The organism is Neorhizobium sp. BT27B, assembly GCF_050455485.1.
Lineage (GTDB): Bacteria > Pseudomonadota > Alphaproteobacteria > Rhizobiales > Rhizobiaceae > Neorhizobium.
Genome location: NZ_JBCIYT010000003.1, coordinates 404,329 through 424,923 on the forward strand (window position 1 = coordinate 404,329; position 20,595 = coordinate 424,923).

General features: G+C 61.4%; 15 protein-coding genes and 1 other RNA gene. 8 read left to right on the forward strand and 8 right to left on the reverse strand.

Annotated elements, in window-relative coordinates; all coding sequences use genetic code 11:
- Complete coding sequence (locus AAIH70_RS10635) at window positions 1-771, reverse strand: metallophosphoesterase (RefSeq protein WP_132272204.1); 771 nt, start codon at window positions 769-771, stop codon at window positions 1-3.
- A gap of 20 nt (window positions 772-791) precedes the next feature.
- Entirely contained in the window at window positions 792-3,344 is a 2,553-nt protein-coding gene (locus AAIH70_RS10640; RefSeq protein WP_132272205.1) for an ATP-dependent helicase, read from the reverse strand.
- Window positions 3,345-3,639: 295 nt separating this feature from the next.
- Here AAIH70_RS10640 and AAIH70_RS10645 point away from each other — a divergent pair, with 295 nt between their 5' ends.
- From AAIH70_RS10645 to AAIH70_RS10660, 4 genes are all read left to right on the forward strand, one after another.
- A complete protein-coding gene (locus AAIH70_RS10645) occupies window positions 3,640-4,815 on the forward strand; it encodes an efflux RND transporter periplasmic adaptor subunit (RefSeq protein WP_430034007.1) in 1,176 nt (391 codons plus the stop codon).
- Window positions 4,812-7,988 carry an efflux RND transporter permease subunit gene (locus AAIH70_RS10650; RefSeq protein ID WP_132272207.1) on the forward strand — a complete coding sequence of 1,059 codons (3,177 nt, stop codon included), beginning with the start codon at window positions 4,812-4,814 and terminating at the stop codon, window positions 7,986-7,988. The genes AAIH70_RS10645 and AAIH70_RS10650 overlap by 4 nt, the downstream gene beginning before the upstream one ends.
- A 90-nt stretch (window positions 7,989-8,078) precedes the next feature.
- The gene (locus AAIH70_RS10655) at window positions 8,079-10,070 is read left to right on the forward strand and encodes a GAF domain-containing protein (RefSeq protein WP_430034009.1); all 1,992 of its coding nucleotides are present in this window, start codon (window positions 8,079-8,081) and stop codon (window positions 10,068-10,070) included.
- 2 nt (window positions 10,071-10,072) lie between these two features.
- On the forward strand, window positions 10,073-10,459 hold the full coding sequence (locus tag AAIH70_RS10660; protein ID WP_245519041.1) for a response regulator: 387 nt from the start codon (window positions 10,073-10,075) through the stop codon (window positions 10,457-10,459).
- A gap of 56 nt (window positions 10,460-10,515) precedes the next feature.
- Here AAIH70_RS10660 and AAIH70_RS10665 read toward each other — a convergent pair whose 3' ends face one another.
- Window positions 10,516-10,905 carry a RidA family protein gene (locus tag AAIH70_RS10665; RefSeq protein ID WP_132272209.1) on the reverse strand — a complete coding sequence of 130 codons (390 nt, stop codon included), beginning with the start codon at window positions 10,903-10,905 and terminating at the stop codon, window positions 10,516-10,518.
- 172 nt (window positions 10,906-11,077) lie between these two features.
- Between AAIH70_RS10665 and AAIH70_RS10670 the strand changes: the two genes are divergently transcribed.
- Complete coding sequence (locus AAIH70_RS10670; RefSeq protein WP_132272210.1) at window positions 11,078-11,671, forward strand: TetR/AcrR family transcriptional regulator; 594 nt, start codon at window positions 11,078-11,080, stop codon at window positions 11,669-11,671.
- An 18-nt stretch (window positions 11,672-11,689) separates the two neighbouring features.
- On the opposite strand, the gene AAIH70_RS10675 is transcribed toward AAIH70_RS10670, so the two are convergent.
- Window positions 11,690-12,211, reverse strand: a complete 522-nt coding sequence (locus tag AAIH70_RS10675) for a GNAT family N-acetyltransferase (RefSeq protein ID WP_132272211.1) — start codon at window positions 12,209-12,211, stop codon at window positions 11,690-11,692.
- Between the two features lie 212 nt (window positions 12,212-12,423).
- Between AAIH70_RS10675 and nhaA the strand changes: the two genes are divergently transcribed.
- The 3 genes from nhaA to AAIH70_RS10690 all read left to right on the forward strand — a co-directional run bounded on the left by nhaA (window position 12,424) and on the right by AAIH70_RS10690 (window position 18,937).
- Complete coding sequence (gene nhaA, locus AAIH70_RS10680) at window positions 12,424-13,605, forward strand: Na+/H+ antiporter NhaA (protein ID WP_132272212.1); 1,182 nt, start codon at window positions 12,424-12,426, stop codon at window positions 13,603-13,605.
- 171 nt (window positions 13,606-13,776) lie between these two features.
- On the forward strand, window positions 13,777-15,192 hold the full coding sequence (locus AAIH70_RS10685) for an FAD-binding oxidoreductase (RefSeq protein ID WP_132272213.1): 1,416 nt from the start codon (window positions 13,777-13,779) through the stop codon (window positions 15,190-15,192).
- Between the two features lie 52 nt (window positions 15,193-15,244).
- A complete protein-coding gene (locus tag AAIH70_RS10690) occupies window positions 15,245-18,937 on the forward strand; it encodes an AsmA-like C-terminal region-containing protein (RefSeq protein WP_132272214.1) in 3,693 nt (1,230 codons plus the stop codon).
- Between the two features lie 11 nt (window positions 18,938-18,948).
- On the opposite strand, the gene AAIH70_RS10695 is transcribed toward AAIH70_RS10690, so the two are convergent.
- From AAIH70_RS10695 to ssrA, 4 genes are all read right to left on the reverse strand, one after another.
- Window positions 18,949-19,167: a ribbon-helix-helix domain-containing protein gene (locus AAIH70_RS10695; protein ID WP_132272215.1), complete on the reverse strand. Its 219-nt coding sequence runs from the start codon at window positions 19,165-19,167 to the stop codon at window positions 18,949-18,951.
- A 78-nt stretch (window positions 19,168-19,245) separates the two neighbouring features.
- Window positions 19,246-19,437: a DUF4169 family protein gene (locus AAIH70_RS10700; protein ID WP_132272216.1), complete on the reverse strand. Its 192-nt coding sequence runs from the start codon at window positions 19,435-19,437 to the stop codon at window positions 19,246-19,248.
- A 41-nt stretch (window positions 19,438-19,478) separates the two neighbouring features.
- Window positions 19,479-19,997 (reverse strand): SspB family protein, encoded by a 519-nt coding sequence (locus AAIH70_RS10705; protein ID WP_132272576.1) that lies wholly within the window; start codon window positions 19,995-19,997, stop codon window positions 19,479-19,481.
- A 135-nt stretch (window positions 19,998-20,132) separates the two neighbouring features.
- Window positions 20,133-20,500, reverse strand: a transfer-messenger RNA (tmRNA) gene (gene ssrA / locus AAIH70_RS10710).
- Between the last annotated feature and the right edge of the window lie 95 nt (window positions 20,501-20,595).

Sequence of the window (20,595 nt, forward strand, 5' to 3'; positions counted from 1 at the left end):
TTACACCTCCACCACAAAGGCCGGATCGAAATTGGCAAATGTCTCTTCGCCCGGATAACCGCGCGGGTAGGCCAGCACGCGGGTGTCGCCGATCATGTAGTCGCTGTGGTGATGGATGTGGCCGTGGATCCACAGATCCGGCTTTCCGACTGCAATCAGGTCGGTGAGATCTGAAGCATAGGCGGCGGCACTCAGCGTGCCGCGGTCCGCTGTCGGTAGTGATCGTTCGCTGGGTGCGTGGTGGGTAACGACGGCCAGCGGGGCGTTCCGTTCGGCGGTCGTTGCTGCTTCGATGGCGGTGCGGTCAAGGCGGTGCTTGTGCACGCTCTGAAAGGGCAGGAATTTGCTGAATGGTTTTTTCGACAGCCTGATCCTGCGATAATCGTTCATGCGGCTTTTGGCGTCTTCTATGGCGCTGTCCTGCCAGCCGTTCAGGTTGAAATCCGTCCACAAAGTGCCGCCAACAAACAGCACACCGCTGATCTCGATCGTTTCGCCATCGAGATAAAACAGGTTCTCGACGGTGGCGGCATATGCCTTGCCAGCCAGAATGCTTTCGCCGAAGGTGGCGTCGTAAAATTCATGATTGCCGGCCACGAACACCACCGGCATGTGCGGTGCTATATTTTGGGTGATCCATTCAAGGCTAGGCACCACGCCCTTGGTCAGCACATCGCCAGCCACCACGCAGACATCCGCCTCCGGTATCGTCAGCGGCAGCGGTAGCGCGGAAAATTCGAGATGCAGGTCGGACATCACCCAGAGACGCATGCCCGACTTCCCTTTTCAGATCAGGTTTTCACCCGCTCGACAAACCCGTCCAGCACACGCTTTTCACCGGCGCGGTCGAACTCGATCGTCAGCTTGTTGCCTTCCACGGCCGACACATTGCCATTGCCGAACTTGATATGGAAAACCCGGTCGCCGACGAAAAATTTCGATGGCGTGGCGGAGACAGATTTCGCCACCAGTTCGCCGTCGATCGTGCGGCCGCGCGGGCCACTTTCGCCGTAACCGATGCGTTCCACCGCGTGACCGGAGCGCGAGCCCCAGTTGTCGCGGGTGGCGTCGGTCTTGTTGGCCTGCGCGCGTTTCCAGCCGGGCGTCGAATAGGAATTGGCGAACGGTTCGGCCTTGTCGAAGCGCGACTGGCCGTATCCGCCACGCCCGCCATAGCCGCCGTAACTCGAATCCGAAGGTTCGGCGACGTCGACATGCGCCGGCGGCAGTTCGTCGAGGAAACGCGACGGTAGCGTCGATTGCCACAGGCCGTGGATGCGTCGGTTTGAGACGAACCACAGATGGCAGCGGTGTTTGGCGCGCGTCAGGCCTACATAGGCGAGGCGGCGTTCTTCCTCCAGCCCCGAGCGGCCTCCTTCGTCCAGCGCGCGCTGGTGCGGAAACAGGCCTTCTTCCCAGCCGGGCAGGAACACGGTGTCGAATTCCAGACCCTTTGCCGAGTGCAGGGTCATGATCGACACGGCATCGAGGTTTTCGTTGGTTTCGGCGTCCATCACCAGCGACACGTGTTCGAGGAAACCGCGCATGCTCTCGAACTGCTCCATCGAGCGGACCAGTTCCTTCAGGTTTTCCAGACGCCCTGGCGCTTCCGCCGATTTGTCGTTTTTCCACATGTCGGTGTAACCCGACTCTTCCAAAATCTGTTCGGCAAGTTCGGTATGCGGCGCGTTTTCCAGCCGCTCCTGCCAGTTCTTGAAACTCTGGATGACGTCGAACAGCGCCTTGCGGGCTTTCGGCTTCAGCTCATCCGTCTCGATCATGTCGGTGGCGGCTGCCAGCATCGGAATGTCGCGGGCGCGGGCATAATCATGCAGGTTGCGGATGGTGGTGTCGCCAAGGCCGCGTTTCGGCGTGTTGACGATCCGCTCGAAGGCGAGATCGTCGGCCGGCTGGCAGACGAGGCGAAAGTAAGCCATCGCATCGCGCACTTCGAGACGCTCGTAGAATCGCGGGCCGCCGATGACGCGGTAATTCAGGCCGAGCGTGACAAACCGGTCTTCGAACTCGCGCATCTGGAAGGAGGCGCGCACGAGGATCGCCATGTCGTTCAGCGCATGTTTCTTGCCGTCATGGCCGTCGCCGCGTTGAAGGCGCTCGATTTCCTCGCCGACGGCGCGGGCTTCTTCCTCACTGTCCCAGGCGGCATGCACCTGAACCTTTTCATCGTTCGGGTCGCTGCGGTCGGTGAACAGGGTTTTGCCCAGTCGCCCCTCATTGTGGGCGATCAGATGGCCGGCGGCACCCAGAATATGCTCTGTGGAGCGATAATTGCGCTCCAGCTTGATCACCTTGGCGCCGAGAAAATCCTTTTCGAAGCGGAGGATGTTGTCCACTTCGGCACCGCGCCAGCCATAGATCGACTGGTCGTCGTCACCGACGCAGCAGACATTCTGCGGCACGCCCTTGGGGCGCTGCGCGAGCAGCCGCAGCCACATATACTGGGCGGTGTTGGTGTCCTGATACTCGTCCACCAGAATATAGCGGAACCGCTCGTGATATTCCTTCAGGAGATCCGGCGCCTTGCGAAACAGCGCGATCGGATGTAGCAGAAGGTCGCCGAAATCGCAGGCGTTGAGCGTGCGCAGCCGCGCCTGATAAGCGGCATAGAGTTCGCGGCCCTTGCCATTGGCAAAAGCGCGGGCATCACCTTCCGGGATATCCGGCGGCAACAAGCCCTTGTTCTTCCAGCCGTCGATCATGCCGGCAAACTGTTTGGCCGGCCAGCGCTTGTCGTCCAGACCCTCGGCCTGGATCAGCTGCTTGATCAGCCGTACCACGTCGTCCGTATCGAGAATGGTGAAATCTGAGCGCAGGCCCACCAGTTCCGCATGACGGCGCAAAAGTTTCACGCCGATCGAGTGAAACGTGCCGAGCCAAGGCATGCCCTCGACGGCACCGCCGACCAGAACGCCGATACGTTCCTTCATCTCGCGCGCCGCCTTGTTGGTGAAGGTCACCGCAAGGATCTGGCTGGGCCAGGCTTTGCCCGTTTCGAGAATGTGGGCGATGCGGGTGGTCAGCACGCGGGTCTTGCCGGTGCCGGCGCCGGCAAGAACCAGAACCGGACCATCGGTTGTTTCCACCGCTTCGCGCTGTTCCGGGTTGAGGCCGGAGAGATAATCCGGGGCAGGACGGCTCTGGCCGCGCGCTGCCATCGCACGCGCAGCAATGCCCAGACCGCTTGGGCCCAGACCGCTTGGGCCAAGTCCGCCGCCTGCCGGGGCCGGTTCGGCCGGCACAGGCGCTGAAGCGCCGCGGCTCTGGGGGCGGCGGGGTTCCGGCTCTTCGTCGAAGAACGGAATATCATCGAAACTGTTGCTCATGGGGGCCAATGTAGTGATTCGGAACCGAAAGGCCAGAAAAGATGTTCTGGTTTCATTCCATTTGCGCATGTCCGCTGTGGACTTTTTCAGGTGTAGCCACAGTAAAGGCGGAAACGGGCAGCCCTATGGCGGGCACTATGCACAGCAAATCATCGCAACTGCCCAAGGCATTCGCATCTGACATATGCGTGAAATTCCCGTAGGTTACAAATCGGTAAGGTGTCTCGCCAAGCATTGCGCAAATAGGCCGAAACGAAGATACTTCACCCAATCAAGTTGAATGCCGGAGGAATGCATGCGGATCGGAAACCAGCTCCTGACCTCGGTGGCACTGTTGCTTGCGGGCCTCTGTCTGTGGGCCTGGTTGTCGGCAGATGCCGGCCGTACGCTGGTCTCGATGGGCGTTCCCGAAAGCGTGGTGGCAAAGATCAACCCCGCCGCCATAGAACCGGTTTCCGCAGAACCATCGGCCGGTGGTGCCGCTGGATCCGCAACACCGCGTGCCGGCGGCGGCCAGCAGGCCGTTCTCGTCGCCACCCGCCCGGTCGGCAAGGGTATTGTCAACGATCAGCTTTCGGCGATCGGCAGCGGCGAGGCCATCCAGTCGGTCATCGTCATGCCGCAGGCATCCGGCACGATCAACGAGATCCACGTCAAGTCCGGCGACATGGTCAAGAAGGGCCAGGTGCTTGCCCAGCTTGACGACGACGAACAGATCATTTTGCGCGATCAGGCACAGGTCCTGCTGCGCAGCGCCCGCGAAAAGGCCGAGAGCTATTCGGCCCTGAAAAGCTTTTCCCGCTTAGACGTTCTCGATGCGCAGATCGCCAAGGAGACTGCCCAGCTGGCCGTCACCAATGCCGAGCTGGCGCTGAAACGCCGTTCCGTCCTCGCCCCGATCGACGGCATTGTCGGCATCGTCGCGGTCAATATCGGCGATAACGTCACCACTGCCAGCAATGTCGTGCAGCTGGATAACCGTCAGCAGCTGCTGGTGGATTTCTGGGCGCCGGAACGTTTTGCCGTGCAGGTCAAGGTTGGCATGCCGGTCGAGGCGACGTCCGCCTCGCGTCCGGGCCGCGTCTTCGAGGGCTCGGTCGAGGCGGTCGATAACCGCGTCGATCCCGCCAGCCGTACGATCCGCATCCGCGCCAAGATCGAAAATGAAGACGATCTGCTGCGCGCCGGCATGTCGTTTGGTGTCACCATGCGCTTCCCCGGCGAGACCTATGCGACGGTCGATCCGCTCGCCGTCCAGTGGGACAGCAAGGGTTCGTTCGTCTGGCAGATTGTCGAAAAGAAGTCGGTCAAGGCACGTGTGCGCATCATCCAGCGCAATCCTGATGCCATTCTGATTGCCGGTGACGTGAAGGAAGGCGATCTCGTCGCCACCGAAGGCCTGCAGCGTGTCCGCGAAAACGGCAATGTCCGCATTGCCGGTGAAAAGCCGCCGGAGGTCGCCAGCCGATGAGCAATCACGACGAGACGGAAAACAAGTCCGGCCACGACAAGAGCGCCGATAGCCAAAAGACCTTTACCGCATTGTTCGTGCGCCGCCCGGTTCTTGCCGCGGTCCTGAACACGCTGCTGGTGGTTGCCGGCCTTGCCGCCCTTGTCGGCATCGAAGTGCGCGAACTGCCGGATGTCGATCAGCCGGTCATCAGCGTGCGCACCACCTATGACGGTGCGTCTGCCCAGACGATGGATCAGGAAGTAACCGACATTATCGAAGGCGCGGTTGCCCGCGTCAGCGGTCTCAAATCCATTTCCTCGATCTCCGATTTCGGCCAGAGCCGGGTGACGCTCGAATTCAGCGACACCGCCGATCTCGCGGTTGCCGCCAACGATGTGCGCGATGCGCTCGGCCGCGTCACCAACCAGCTGCCTGAGGATGCCGACGAGCCGCGCATCATCAAGGCAGACAGTGACAGCCAGCCGATCATGCGCCTTGCCGTCACCTCTACGACGCTGTCGATGGAAGACCTGACGCTGCTGGTCGAAAACGAGATTTCCGACCGTCTGGCCGCCGTCGATGGCGTCGCTGACGTCGAACTTTACGGCGATCAGGAGAAGGTTTTTCGCGTTGACGTCGATCAGGAGGCGCTTGCCGGCCGTGGTCTGACAATCGCCGATCTGTCCGCAGCACTTTCGACCGCCGCCATGGATGTGCCGGCAGGATCGCTGGAATCCTCGACGCAGGACATCATCGTCCGTGCCACCGCCAATCTCACCAAGCCGGAAGACTTTGAAAACATCCTGATCGGCGACAATGTGCGCCTGCGTGATGTTGCAACAGTCATGCTCGGCCCGGATGACGGCACCACGGCGCTGCGCTCCAACGGCGTGCCGGGCATCGGTCTCGGTGTGCTGCGTCAGGCGCAGTCGAACACGCTCAGCATTTCCGAAGGCGTCAAGGCGGCCGTCGCGGCGCTGCAGCCGAACCTGCCGGAAGGCACGCGTATCGCCATTACCAGCGATGACGCCGTGTTCATTGAGGGCGCGCTGCACGAGGTGGAGATCGCGCTCGGCCTCTCCAGCCTGATTGTCGTGATCGTCATCTTCATCTTCCTGCGCGACTGGAAGGCGACGCTGATCCCGGCGCTGACCATCCCGGTCGCCCTGATCGGCACGCTGGTGGCGATCTACATGGTCGGTTTTTCCATCAACATCCTGACGCTGCTCGCCATCGTTCTCGCCACCGGTCTGGTGGTGGACGATGCAATCGTGGTTCTGGAAAACATCGTGCGTCGGCGCGCCGAAGGCATGGGGCCGCGCGCTGCGGCCGTTCTAGGCACGCAGGAAGTCTTCTTTGCCGTTCTGGCGACGACCGCCACGCTTGCCGCCGTATTTATTCCGCTGTCCTTCCTGCCCGGCCAGATGGGCGGTCTGTTCCGCGAATTCGGTTTCGTGCTGGCCTTTGCCGTCGGTCTGTCCTCGGTGACGGCGCTGACGCTGTGCCCGATGATGGCGTCGCGCATGCTGACCAAGCCGATGCGCGAGGATCACGGCATGCTCGGACGGTTCGGGGCAGCGCTGGCGAAACTGTATGCCACCACGCTGCGGGCCTGCCTCAACGCACCGCTTGCGGTCATCATCGTCGGCCTGATCATCGCCGGTGCCGCCTATACGATGTTCGGCCGGGTGCAGAGCGAATTGACGCCGCAGGAAGACCGCGCCATGGTCATGCTGCGCGCCACTGCACCGGAAGGCGTCAGCCTCGAATACACACGCGACAAGCTGCAACTGATCGAAGAAAAGCTGCAGCCGCTGCGTGACAGTGGCGAGATCCAGAACATTTTTTCCATCTCGGGGCAGGGCGGCGCATCCAATAGCGGTTTTATGGTGCTGACTTTGGCGCCATGGAGTGAGCGTCACCGTACGCAGTCGGATATCGTCAAGGACATCAACGCTGCCGTTTCCTCGGTTCCGGCGCTGCGCGGTAATGCCATCCAGCAGAACAGCCTGCGCATCCGCGGGGCCGGCAACGGCCTGCAGATGGCGATGGTCGGCACCAATCACGAACAGCTGACGGAAGCGTCGATCAAGCTGGTCGAGGCGCTGCGCCAGACCAATCTCTTCGACACGCCGCGCCTCAATGATGAACCCAATCAGGCGCAGATTTTCGTTACCGTCAATCGCGAGCGTGCATCCGACCTCGGTATCGACATCAAGGCGCTCGGCACCTCCATCCAGTCGCTGCTCGAAGGCCGCTCGGTGGTGGATGTGTTCGTCGATGGCGAGGCGATCCCGGTCAAGCTGAAGTCGACCACGCGACCGATCGACGATCCGACCGATCTGGAAAACATCTTTCTGAAGACCAAGGACGGCCGCATGGTGCCGATGTCCACGGTCGCCACGCTGGAAGAGCGGGCCGTGTCGCCATCGCTGCGCCGCGAACAGCAGCTGGCCGCCGTGTCCTTCTCCGCTGGTCTGAAAGATGGCGTCTCGCTCGGTCAGGCCGTTCAGGTCGCCACCCAGCTGGCCGAACCGCTGATGCCGCAGGGTTCGCGCCTGATCCCGCTTGCCGAAGCCGCCACCCTGCAGGAAAATTCGTCCGGCATGGCGCTCACTTTCGGCTTTGCTATCGCGATCATCTTTCTGGTTCTGGCGGCGCAGTTCGAGAGCGTATTGTCGTCGATCATCATCATGTCGACCGTACCGCTCGGTTTGGCCTGCGCCGTCTTCGCGCTGGTGCTGACCGGTTCCAGCCTCAATGTCTACAGCCAGATCGGCCTCGTGCTTCTGATCGGGGTGATGGCCAAGAACGGCATTCTGATCGTCGAGTTCGCCAACCATCTGCGCGATGCCGGCGCCTCCTGCCGCGAGGCGATCGAAAAGGCCTGCAGCATTCGTCTGCGCCCGGTGATGATGACGATGATTGCCGCCGTCCTCGGTGGTGTGCCGCTGGTGCTGGCGCAAGGTGCGGGTGCTGAAGCCCGTATCGCGCTCGGCTGGGTCATCGTCGGTGGTCTCGGCATGGCGACCTTGGTCACCCTCTATATCACCCCGGTCGCCTACCTGCTGCTCGCCCGCTTCGGCAAGCCGCATGCGCAGGAAGCGCAGCGCCTGCATGACGAGCTGGCGCTCGCCCATGGCCGCGCCGCCAATGCCCCGAAGGAACGTCCGCTTCAGGCAGCCGAGTAAGTGTCGGTTCGACATGGCGCATATTGCTTTTTTAGCAGTTTGCGCCATGTTGGCGACTGGCAGACAGTCCGACAAAAGGTTGAGTAAACGGTGACATCTGAGCGTGACGATACCCGACGCCTGGAAGCGCTCGCCGTCTACGACATCATGGATACGCCGCCTGAGCCGGAGTTCGACGACGTCGTCCTGCTTGCCTCGGAAATATGTCAGACGCCGGTTTCACTGGTCAGCCTGGTGGAAACCGAACGGCAATGGTTCAAGGCGCGTATCGGTTTCGATCTGCCCGAAACGCCCATAAGCCAGTCGGTCTGCTCGCACGCGCTGCAGAGCCCGGATCTGCTGATCATTCCCGACCTGACTATCGATCCGCGCACAAGCGAAAACACGCTTGTTACCCAGCCGCCGCATATCCGCTTTTATGCCGGTGCACCGCTGATCTCGCCCGATGGTGTGACGATCGGCACGCTCTGCGTCATCGATACCGAGCCGCGGCCGCAGGGCCTCAGCCTGACGCAGAAGCGGTCGCTTTCGGCGCTGGCCCGGCAGGTGGTGGCGCTTCTCGAAATGCGCCGCAATTCCAGCCGCAAGGACGATCTTTTTCGCCGTCAGAAACGCATCAGTTCGGAAGTGCGCGCCATTGCCGCCAGCAGCATTGCGGCGCAGGAAGCCGGTGGCATCGGCACGTTCGATATCGATGTGACGACCGGCACGATGAAAATCTCGGCCGAAGGCTGCCGCATTTTTCGCCTGCCGGTGCAGGACGAATATCCGGCCAATATCATCTACGATTTCATTCTGCCCGAGGACCGTCATCTTCCGTCCGCCGACAGCTCGCGTACGGATGGCACCGCTTCGCTGGAAGCCTCCTACCGTATCCGCACGCCGGACGAGGGCATCCGCTGGATTTCCCGCCGCGCGGCCTTTCACCGCGATGCCGAAGGTCGTGCCGTGCGCATGGTCGGCACGTTGCAGGACGTCACCGAGCAGCGCAATGCCCAAGCCCGCATGCAGGCGCTGATCCGGCTTGGCGATGCGTTGCGCGATACTGTCGACGTGCAGCAGGCAGCCTTCGATGCGGCCGAGCTGATGGCGCAGGCGCTGGGCGCCACCCGCGCCGGTTTCGGCATGGTCGATGCCGAGGCGGAAACGGTGATGATGCATCGCGACTGGCGCGCCCCCGGCGTCGCAACGCTGGAGGGCCTGCATCATTTTCGGGATTACGGCTCCTTCATCGAGGATCTTTTGCGCGGCGAAACCGTGCTGATCGGCGACGTGACCACCGATCGGCGCACCCGCGATCATTTCCAAAGCCTGCTCGATATCGGCATCCGCGTGTTGGTCAACGTGCCGATTTTCGACAAGGGACGCTTCAACCTCGTCGTTTTCGTGCATTACGATCAGCCGCATACCTGGCGGCGCGAGGAGATCGATTTCGTCCGCAGTGTCGGCGACCGGCTGCAGGCGGCGATCGGCCGTGTGTTTGCCGAGGAGGATCAGGATATCCTCAACCGCGAACTCAGCCATCGTCTGAAGAATACGCTATCCGTGGTGCAGGCCATCGCCACCCAGACGCTGAAAACGATCGGCGATCGCGGCCCGATAGAATCCTTTGAAAAACGCCTGCAGGCGCTCAGTTCCGCCCATGACGTGCTCATCCACCAGAACTGGACGGGGGCTTCGATCCGCCACCTCGTGTCCGACACGCTGGAGCGGCTCGGCATGCTGGAGCGCTCGGAACTTTCCGGCCCAAACATCTTTCTCGGGCCGAAGGCGACGCAGTCGGTCATGCTGCTCCTGCACGAGCTTGCCACCAATGCGGTAAAATATGGCGGTCTGTCGAATGGAACAGGGCAGGTGACTGCGCGTTGGGAGATCAGCGGGCCAGCCGAAAACACACAGCTGACCTTTACCTGGCAGGAAACGGGAGGCCCTCCGGTCGTTGAGCCGGAGCGCCGCGGTTTCGGATCGCGTCTTATTCGCATGGGATTGTTGGGAACCGGTGGCGTCGACATCCGTTATGAGCCACCGGGAATCATGGTAATCATGCGCGCGTCACTGTCGCATTTGCAGGAAGCAGGCTGATAATGGGCCAATCACAGATGTTCGCAAAAACCACGATCCTTGTCGTGGAAGACGAACCACTCCTGCGCATGATGGCGGTGGATCTGGTGGAAGATGCCGGTTTCGAGGCGGTCGAGGCTGCCAATGCCGACGAGGCGATCAAGATCCTCGAATGTCGCAGCGACATAAGGGTGATTTTTACCGATATCGACATGCCGGGCAGTATGGACGGTCTGCTGCTCGCCGCCGCCGTGCGCGACCGCTGGCCGCCGATCAAGATCATCCTGACATCGGGCCATGTCCATGTCAGCGAGGTCGAAATGCCGGTCGACGGAAAATTCTTCTCAAAACCTTATGACCACGCTCAGGTGACACGCACCTTGCAGGCCATGGCCGGCGCCAGTCATTGACAATCATCATCCCGGCCGCGTCCGCACGCGGCCGGATTGGTCTCGATCACCTTCCGTTACGGAATTCGGGCAATCACCTTGATTTCGAAATCGAAACCGGCCAGCCAATTGACGCCGATCGCCGTCCATGTCGGGTAGGGCTTTTCGTCGAACATCTCTGATTTGACCTTCAAGACGGTATCGAGTTGCGCCTGCGGATCGGTGTGGAACGAGGTGACGTCGATCACGTCATCCAGCGTCGCGCCGGCGGCCTTCAGCACCGCGATCAGGTTCTGGAAGGCGAGCCGTACCTGCGCCTCGAAATCCGGTTCCGGCGTGCCATCGGTGCGGCTGCCCACCTGTCCGGAGACGAACAGAAGCTCGCCAGAGCGCACCGCTGCCGAATATTCGTGTTTCTCATAAAGGGCATGCCGGCCCTCGGGAAAGACTGCTTCGCGTTTTGTCATCAGTTTCACCTTGTGTTGGTTTCGCTTGGTTTTGCGGGGCACCGCACGCTTCGTGCTGCCGGCACGTCACGTCGCGTTTGCAATTTCATATACGGTGCGTATATTTATCTAGTGACATACTCGCCGTATGTCAAATTTAAATACGTACCGTATGTGAAACTCGAGGTCTGTGATGGCAAGAACCCGTGCCGAAACAATGGAAGAAAACCGCGCGAAACTGATCGCGGCGGGACGCAAAGCCTTTGCGGAAAAGGGGTTTTCCGCCGCCTCGATGGATGAGTTGACAGCCGATGCGGGCCTGACACGCGGCGCGCTCTATTCCAATTTCGGCGACAAGCGCGGCCTGCTTGCCGCTGTGGTCAACCAGATCGACGGCGAGATGGCGACGCGCGCCGAGGCGATCGGTGCGCAGTCAGCGGATCTGTGGGAGGGCCTGCAACAACAGGCGGCCGCCTATATCGAGATGGCGCTCGACCCGGAAGTGCAACGCATCGTGCTGCTTGACGGCCCGGCCGTGCTTGGCGATCCGTCGCTCTGGCCCAGCCAGAACAGCTGCCTTCAGGAAACCATGCAGGCGGTGCGAAAACTCCACGCAGCGGGCCGGCTGAAACCCTGCGACACCGAAGCCGCCGGCCGTCTTCTCTGTGGTGCGGCGCTCAACGCTGCCCTCTGGGTGGCGGCCAGCGATGATCCGAAAACGGTGCTACCGAAGGCGATCGAAGCATTTCGCCTGATGGCCGAAGGTTTTCTGGCGGAACGGCGCTGAATTTGGTGTCTGGCAATTTCAGCCGACAAATGCATCCCGCGTGACGGCATAACATGCGAAGACGGCATTGTCGTCATGCCCTTCGCCGATATGTAACATGCCGAGTTTTTCAGCGACCCGCAACGAGGCAGCATTACCCGGCATGACATCCGCGACGATCATGTCAAGCCGGAGCGTGTGGAAGGCATGCGCCGCCACCGTCAGCGCTGCCTCTGAGGCAAATCCCTTTCCCCAGGCCAGCCTGTTCAGACGCCAGCCGATCTCGATCTCCGGGCCGACGCCATCACGCGGAATGAGCAAAACCCAGCCGAGAAAGTCTTCTGGCGCATTTTTTGCGAAAATCGACCAGTAACCCAAGCCATTGCCGTGGTCCGTCTCTATCCGTCCACGGAGAAATACCTCATGTTCAGCCGGGTTTTGCCACGGTCCCGGCACGAACCGCGTCACTTCCGGGTCGCGGTCCATCGCCAGGCATGCCTGAAAATCCGCCATCTTGCGCGGACGCAATAGAAGTCGGTCTGTTTCGAATGAAGGTAACAAGGCAATCTCCATATGAGGGGCGATCCTGCCCCGATGGTTCGACGGATATATGGCCGCAACTCGCATGGAACATCCACCGATAACGCCGATTTTCATAGAAGTCCCACGCCGTCTGCTGTATCTGTTTCATCAAGGCGTGTGCTGCGTGCGCCACGGATTTTCCGGAACCGACGGAGACTTTGATCAACCTTCCACCAAGGGAGTGCGACCTGATGTCTTCATCCGGCTCCACAGGCAAGATCCGCTCGACGCTGCGCCATTTTCTCGACAACGAAGCCTCCGGCGGCATCGTGCTGATGGTGGTGGCGGCGCTCGCCATCGTCATCGCCAATTCACCGCTGGCTGAAACCTATTTTCATCTCCTGCATGTCTATCTCGGGCCGCTCAGCCTGCAGCACTGGATCAACGACGCGCTGATGGCGGCGTTCTTCCTGCTGGTCGGGCTGGAGATCAAACGCGAAATGCTCGACGGCCAGTTGTCGACATGGAGCCGGCGTATTCTGCCCGGTGCGGCCGCGGCCGGCGGCATGCTGTTTCCGGCGCTGTTTTACGTGGCCTTCAACCGGCACGATCCATCCGCCCTGCGCGGCTGGGCCATCCCCACCGCCACCGACATCGCCTTTGCCCTCGGCGTCATCTCGTTGCTGGGTTCACGCGTTCCGGCCTCGCTCAAAATCTTTCTGGCGGCACTCGCCATCATCGATGACCTCGGCGCCGTCATCGTCATCGCGCTATTCTATACCGCCGATCTCGATCTTCTGGCGCTCGGTGGCGCTGCCGTCGTGATGGTCGCCCTGTTTGCCGCAAACCGTCTGAAGGTGAGGGCGCTTGCCGTCTATCTCGCACTTGGAGTGGTTCTGTGGTTGCTGGTCTTCGCCTCCGGCATTCATGCGACGCTGGCCGGCGTGCTGCTGGCGCTGACAATCCCGCTGAAGCTGACACCCGGCACGCCGGAAGCCTCTCGCGCCGAATCGCCATTGCACCGGCTGGAACACCTGCTGCACAAGCCGGTCGCCTTCGTCATCGTGCCGATCTTTGGTTTTGCCAATGCCGGCGTGTCACTGGCCGGCCTCTCCACCGCTGTGTTTTCCGAACCGCTGACGATGGGCGTCGCCGCCGGTCTTCTGGCCGGAAAACTGGTCGGCGTGCTCGGCACGGTGGCGCTGCTGGTGAAGCTCGGTCTGGCGCAACTGCCCGCCAAGGCGACATGGGCGCAGATGACAGGCACCGCGCTTCTCTGCGGCATCGGCTTCACCATGTCGCTGTTCATCGGCCTGCTCGCCTTCAATAATCCGGCCGTACAGGATCATGTGAAGATCGGTATCCTGATGGGGTCTCTTGCATCGGGTCTGCTGGGGGCGGCGGTGCTTGTCGTTTGCGGCCGGCGGGTGTGATTTGCGGGTGTGAGTTTTGAGCTTGCCGTCGCTCCGCCAGCTTCTCCCTGTTTTGACAGGGAGAAGGGATATGCCGCATCCTGAATGCCTTCAAACTGGACAAAGCCCGACCGCTCCCATACCACAAGGGCGAGGGCATTGTTCGCCCGGATGAAACGGGAATTTTGGGTCATGGCAATCAAGGACGTTCGGCAGGGCAAACGCAACGAAGACGGCATCGCCGCCGTTCTCGGCATTCTCAAGCAGGCGTTTGGCGAGCGTTTCCAGACCGGCCAGTCGTTTCGCGAACAGCATGCCCACACCACCACCTATCTGCCGGCGCAATTGCCAGATGGTGTCGTTTTCGTCGAAACCAGCGAAGACGTGAAGTCTGTCGTCAAAACCTGCGCCGCCCAGAAGGTGCCGGTTATCGCCTTCGGCACCGGTTCGTCGCTGGAAGGCCAGATCAATGCAGCCAATGGCGGCATTTCGATCGATTTTTCCCGCATGAACAAGGTTCTACGCGTTTCGCCGGAAGATCTCGACGTCACCGTCGAACCCGGCATTACCCGCGAGGAACTCAACGTCCATCTGCGCGATACCGGGCTGTTTTTCCCGATCGATCCGGGCGCCAACGCCTCCATCGGCGGCATGACGGCGACACGCGCCTCGGGCACCAATGCGGTGCGTTACGGCACGATGAAGGACAATGTTCTGGCGCTCACCGTCGTCACCGCCGATGGCGAAGAAATCCATGTCGGCACCCGTGCCCGCAAATCCTCGGCCGGTTATGACCTGACCCGCCTGTACGTCGGTTCGGAAGGCACACTCGGAATCATCACCTCGGTCACGCTGCGCCTGCAGGGCATTCCCGAAAAGATCGGCGGCGGTGTCTGTGCGTTTGAAAGCGTCGAGGCAGCCTGTAACGCCGTCATCATGACCATCCAGATGGGCATTCCGGTCGCCCGTATCGAACTGCTGGATGCCATGCAGATCCGTGCCTGTAACGCCTATTCCGATCTCAGCTACCCGGAGAAACCGACGCTGTTTCTCGAATTCCACGGCACCGAGGAAACCGTCGCACTGCAATCGGCGCAGTTCGCCGAAATCGCCGCCGAATTCGGCGGTGATGAATTCGTCTGGACCGCCAATGCGGAAGAACGCGCCAAACTCTGGAAGGCCCGCCACAATGCCTATTGGGCCGGCCGCGCGCTTGATCCCTCGCTCAGCGGTTTTTCCACCGATGTCTGCGTGCCGATCTCGCGACTGGCCGAATGCGTGGCGGAAACCCAAGCCGATATCGAGCAAGCCGGTCTGCTGGCGCCGATCGTCGGCCATGCCGGGGATGGCAATTTCCACGTGCTGGTGATGTTCGACGACAAGGATCCGGCATCGGTTGCCAAGGTTGAAGCCTTCACCCATCGTCTCGGCCAGCGGGCGTTGGCCATGGATGGCACCTGCACCGGCGAACACGGTGTGGGGCAGGGCAAATTGAGCCTGCTTGCCGAAGAAATCGGCCCGGCTCTGGGTCTGATGCAGGCTGTGAAGAAAAGCCTCGACCCGGACAATATTTTCAATCCGGGAAAAATCTGGCATCCGGCAGACTGATCAGGCACAACAGCGGTAACAGGGGAGACGACAGGCAGTGCTCGGACGGATCATGCTCTTCCTCGGTGGCCTCGTGGTCGTGGCGTTGTTCACGGCCCTGTTTGCGCCGTTCTTCCTCGACTGGTCGAGTTTCCGCACCGAGTTCGAAAATCAGGCCAGCCGTATCCTCGGCAAGAAGGTCACCGTGCACGGCAATGTCGATGCCCGCATCCTGCCGTTCCCGTCGGTCACCATGCATGACGTGCGCATCGGCCGCGATACCGATGGCACGCCGCAGGTGCAGGCCGCCGAATTTTCCATGGATATGGAACTGGCACCCTTCATGTCCGGCGAGGCGCGCATTTTCGACATGCGCATCGTTCGCCCCAAGGCGCGCATCCGCGTCCTGAGCGACGGCACGCTCGACTGGACCCGTTCCGGCCGCGTCGATATTCCGGCGCGCAATGTCGTGCTGGAAGACGTGCATATCACCGATGCCGAGATCGAATTCATCGACGAGCAAACCGGCCGCACCCGTCGCCTGACGGAGTTCAATGCCGATATGGCCGCCGCATCGCTGGCCGGCCCATGGCGGGCCGATGGCACCGCCAATCTCGACGGCTATGATGCCCGATTCAATTTTTCGAGCGCAGAGCCGGATGCGGCGACAGGCAGCGTGCCCTTGCGTCTGCGTCTGTGGCCCGATCAGCAGCCGGTGGAATTGCAGCTCGATGGGGCGCTGGCCGTCAAGGAAGGTCGTGCCGGTTATCAGGGCGCCTTCAATCTGGTGACGCTGGCGGAAGAGACGGAAGAGGAACCTGTCACCCCGCCGCCGCCGGGGCCACGCGTGCGCGGCCGTTTCGAACTCACCAATGACCGCATCCGCATTCCCGAATACCGGCTGGAGCTTGGCGCTGGCGACAATCCTTACGTCACGACAGGCGAAGCGACGCTCGATACCGGCGACAAGCCGGAATTCCTGCTCACCGGCGATGGCCAGCAGATCGACGTCAACCGCCTGACGCAGGAGGAAGCGGGCGGCAAGACGGCGCGCAATCCGGCCGTGTCGGCGCAACGTCGCCTGAATGCGCTGATCCGCATGGCGGCTGCGATCCCTATCCCGCAGGTGCCGGGCAAGGCCAGCTTGCGCCTGCCGGCCATCGTGCTCAACGACACGACGCTGCGCGACATCCGCCTCGATTTGCGCCCGGCCGGCCAAGGCTGGGCGGTCGATAATGTCGTGGCGACACTGCCAGGCCGGACCCGTGTCGAGGCCAAGGGTAGTCTGCAACTGGTCGGCAACGCCGCCTTTTCCGGCAGCATGCTGCTCGCCTCCAACCAGCCTTCCGGCCTGGCCGACTGGCTGTCCGGCAAGGTCGATCCGGCCATCCGCCGGCTGAGTTCCGCAGGCTTTTCGGCCAAGGTCGATCTCACCACCGAGCGCCAGCGTTTCGAGGGGCTGGAACTGGCGATCGGCAATGCCACGCTGACCGGCAGCATCGAACGCCAGTCCATCCCCGATCAGACGCCCAGCCTGACAATCGATCTGTCCGGCAACGAAATCGATATCGATGCCATGCGCGCGCTCGGCTCGCTGCTGACCGGCGACGATGCCGGCCGCGACGTTCTCGACCACAAGCTTGCCGGTACGCTGCGCGCCGACCGTTTCAACGCCTTTGGTGTTGCCGCCGACAAGGTCGATACGACCTTTTCCTTTGCCGATGGCGCGCTGTCGCTGGAAAAACTGACGGTCGGCGATCTCGCCGGTGCGGAAATCGCCGCCAGCGGCAAGCTGGAAGGTTCGTTGCTCGCCTATTCCGGTGGTGGCACGGTTTCGCTGAAATCCGCCGATCCGACACCGTTTCTCGCGATGTTGCGCGACCACCTGCCGCGTAACCCGGCACTGGCGCGATTGGCGGAGAGCGCCGGCTGGTATGCGCAGACCGACCTCAAGGCCGAGATCACGGTGGGTGGTAACGTCAACGGCCTTGCCGCCGATCTCACCGGCGTCAGCAATGGCAGCCGTGTTGCCGGCGATATCCGCCTGCCGAACCTGCTCGATCTCACCGGTAGCGACACATTCGATGTGAAGGCCACGCTTGAAAACCCCAATGCCTCGACGCTGTTCGGCCAGGCCGGCCTCGACCCGCTGCCCTTCGATGTCGAAGGTGATGGACTGTTGACGCTTGCCGCCTCCGGCAGTGGCGACAAGCCTGCCACGATCGACCTCGCTTATGCGGCTGGCGAGACGCTGATGTCCGCCAAGGGAGAGCTCAACCTTCTCGATCCCGGCTTCGGCAACGGCAAGGCACGTATTTCGGTGACAAGCCCGGATCTCGAACCCTATCTGCTTATGACCGGTATCGGCCTGCCGCAATTCGGCACCGGCCTTCCGGCAAAGCTCGTCGCCGACGTTGCGCTGACGCCTGAGGCGATCACCGTTGCCGGCCTCGACGGCACGCTGGCAGGCAATACGCTGAAGGGCGAAATCCGTCTCGACCGCAGCACGCCGGCATGGGCGGCCAGCGGCAGGCTTTCCATGGATACGCTCGATCTGGCATGGCTCGGCGAGGCGATCTATGGCCCGCTCACCGATGCGGACACCGGCGAACTGTCGAGCAAGGATTTTGCCCTGCCGATTTTTGGCAGCACGGACGCGACCCTTGACGTGACGGCCGGGACACTGCGAACCGACTTCACGGCACCCGTAACTGATTTTGCCGGTCGCATCACCCATCGTGGCGGCAATCTGACCGTCGAAAATCTTGGCGGCACATGGAACGGCGGCAAGCTCGGCGGCCGTCTGATGATGTCGAACGGGCAGGGCGTCGGCATCTTTCAGACGCGCCTGACGCTTGAAGGCGGCGATCTTGCGCCCGTCGTCTGGCAATCAGGCAATGGTGCGCCGGTTGCGACCGGCGGTATCGGTTTCGATCTGGTGGCGGAGGCGACCGCCAAAAGTGTAGCCGATCTCCTCGGCTCTGCCAGCGGTTCGGGACAGGTGCGCCTCTCCAACCTCACCATCAACGGGCTCAACCCAGCCCTGCTGTCGCCTCTGCTCGAAAAGGCGGATGGCATCAAGGGCGAGGTGACGGCGGCAAAGGTTCAGCCGCTGGTGGCGGGTCTCGTGCATGCCGGCCAGACCCGTATCGGTGATGTCGCCATTCCCTTCACCATGACCGATGGCGAAGCGCGTGCGCAAAACATTGCCGCGGTCGATGGTTCGACAAAACTCAATGGCGCGCTGCGGCTGAATTTCGCCGACGGGACGGTGGCCGGCGACATCGGTCTCGGTTTCGATGCCGGCGACGAATCACTGGCCGGTGGCGATTCGGCGTTGAGGCTGATCTATTCCGGCGATCTGGCGGCGCCTGATGAAGCGCTTGATGTTGGCGACATGACCAATTTCCTCTCCATGCGCGCCTTTGAGAAGGAACGCCGCCGCGTCGAGACCTTGCAGGCGAGCGTTCTTGAAAAGCAGCGCCTGCGCCGCGAGGCAGCCCTTTATGCCTTCCGCGACAACGAACGCCGCATCGCTCGCGAAAAGGCCGAGGCGGAGGAAAAGGCGCGTCTTGAGGAAGAGGCCCGGCTTGCCGCCGAACAGGAGCAGCGACGTCTTGCCGAGGAAAAGGCAGCGGAAGAACGCCGTCGCCGCGAGGAGGCCGAACCGCGCCTGACCGTGCCGCCTGCAGGCAACGCGATCGGTGCGCCAGCGCTCGATTTCAACAACGGCGATTTTCAGAACCTGCCCGGCGTCCAGCGGTAATTGTCGCCGGGTCAGGAGGCGTGTTCACCCTTCAGGTGCCGCAGCACATGCACCCGAAGCGCCGACGACAGGTTGCTTTCGGCATCGCGGCCGTCGTCGATCTCGGCGATCAGGCCGGCGACGCTTTTCTGGCGCGCGACGGCAATGGTCTTGAGTTCGCTCCAGAACTCGTCTTCCAGCGTGAAACTGGTGCGGTGCCCATGCAGGGTCGCGGAATGTTTGCGGATCATTGCTTCGTACTCGCACACGAGACTGATCGTATCGGGATGTTCATGCGGTGAGGTAACGTAAGGTCAGTGACGCCGGGATCAGGCGTCGTTTTCCGGCTTATCGAGCTTTTTCTGGTCGAGTGATCGCTCGGCCTTGTCGTTCAGTGCCTGCGTCAGAGACTTTTCCGGTTTTGTCCGGCCGAAAGTCAGGCGGTTCTGCTCCGCCTGCTTTTCTTTCTCAGACCGGGCCTTGGTCTTGCGGAACTGACGCAGATTGACGATGTCGGCCATATGCGTGCTCTCCGGATCGACCATGCGGCCGGTGGGTTGGATCAGTGCTTCTTGCGGAACGAATCCAGCGAGACGACGGACCCTTCCTTTTTCGGCTCGTCGGATTTTTCCTCCGTCTCGCCGCCTTCCGCAGGCTTGGAAACGGCATCGACGGGATATGCGGTGATTTCGGCAGAGGTCTCGTTTTCGTCCTCGTCGGCCATCGGAACTTCGAATTCGAGTTCGAAATTCACCGACGGATCGTAGAAACCGCGGATGGCGTTGAACGGGATGACGAGTCGCTCCGGCGTATCGGAGAAGGACAAGCCGATCTCGAACTGGGTTTCAGTCACCTTCAGGTCCCAGAACTGATGCTGGACGACGATGGTCATTTGCTCGGCATATTTCTGCTTGAGGTGCTGCGAAATGCGAACACCCGGCGCACCGGTCAGGAAGGTGATGAAAAAATGATGCTCACCGGGAAGCCGGCCGGTCGTGGCGACCTCGGACAGAACCTTGCGGATAACGCCACGCAGAGCGTCCTGCGCCAGAATATCGTAGCGGATATGATCCTGCCCCATCGGCCTGTCTTCCATTCGTTGTCGTCTTTTCTCGATCGGTTGCGTTTGCTCGTTATAGGGCAGGGCAAGGTTATGGAAAAGCCCCCGTCCACGCCCGATTCCGAGCATCCTACAAAATTTCAGGGGTAAGGAGAAGGTGGAGGTTTCTGTTGCCAGGTACCTCCGAACCCCGCCTTACGGGGCTAACCGTAAGGACTTAAAGCGGAATTCCCGCACCGCCATTAGGCAGCGAGAGCGTATTCCTTAGCGTTGTTGTCATTTGCAACTACACTTGTGACCCGATAACGGCGGTATCATGCCGAGCAAAAGTACGATCTTTACGCCCTTGTCGATCCTATTTCGCCCCCATCAAAAGCCGGCCATTTCGACCGACCGGTTTTTGGTGGAGGCGCCGGGTACCGCCCCCGGGTCCAATAGGTTTATTACACCGACCATTTATCGCCATATCCGGACCGAAGTCCGGCACGGCTGATATAGGTGTTTGCGTGCCCGTTGAAAAGAGGTCTTGTCATCTTGTTGTGATGATCATGAAAAGATGGGAAAAGCGCCTTTTGCTCACCGGGAGGTGATTGGTGCGGGGCGGCCGTGCTATTATGTA

Excerpts from the sequence above, each read along its gene's own strand:
- AAIH70_RS10660 (WP_245519041.1), top strand. The coding sequence starts at position 10,073 with ATGGGCCAATCACAGATGTTCGCAAAAACCACGATCCTTGTCGTGGAA.
- AAIH70_RS10700 (WP_132272216.1), bottom strand. The coding sequence starts at position 19,437 with ATGGCCGACATCGTCAATCTGCGTCAGTTCCGCAAGACCAAGGCCCGG.
- AAIH70_RS10640 (WP_132272205.1), bottom strand. The coding sequence starts at position 3,344 with ATGAGCAACAGTTTCGATGATATTCCGTTCTTCGACGAAGAGCCGGAA.
- AAIH70_RS10695 (WP_132272215.1), bottom strand. The coding sequence starts at position 19,167 with ATGATCCGCAAACATTCCGCGACCCTGCATGGGCACCGCACCAGTTTC.
- AAIH70_RS10645 (WP_430034007.1), top strand. The coding sequence starts at position 3,640 with ATGCGGATCGGAAACCAGCTCCTGACCTCGGTGGCACTGTTGCTTGCG.
- AAIH70_RS10665 (WP_132272209.1), bottom strand. The coding sequence starts at position 10,905 with ATGACAAAACGCGAAGCAGTCTTTCCCGAGGGCCGGCATGCCCTTTAT.
- AAIH70_RS10670 (WP_132272210.1), top strand. The coding sequence starts at position 11,078 with ATGGCAAGAACCCGTGCCGAAACAATGGAAGAAAACCGCGCGAAACTG.
- AAIH70_RS10690 (WP_132272214.1), top strand. The coding sequence starts at position 15,245 with ATGCTCTTCCTCGGTGGCCTCGTGGTCGTGGCGTTGTTCACGGCCCTG.
- AAIH70_RS10650 (WP_132272207.1), top strand. The coding sequence starts at position 4,812 with ATGAGCAATCACGACGAGACGGAAAACAAGTCCGGCCACGACAAGAGC.
- AAIH70_RS10705 (WP_132272576.1), bottom strand. The coding sequence starts at position 19,997 with ATGGGGCAGGATCATATCCGCTACGATATTCTGGCGCAGGACGCTCTG.
- AAIH70_RS10635 (WP_132272204.1), bottom strand. The coding sequence starts at position 771 with ATGCGTCTCTGGGTGATGTCCGACCTGCATCTCGAATTTTCCGCGCTA.
- nhaA (WP_132272212.1), top strand. The coding sequence starts at position 12,424 with ATGTCTTCATCCGGCTCCACAGGCAAGATCCGCTCGACGCTGCGCCAT.
- AAIH70_RS10685 (WP_132272213.1), top strand. The coding sequence starts at position 13,777 with ATGGCAATCAAGGACGTTCGGCAGGGCAAACGCAACGAAGACGGCATC.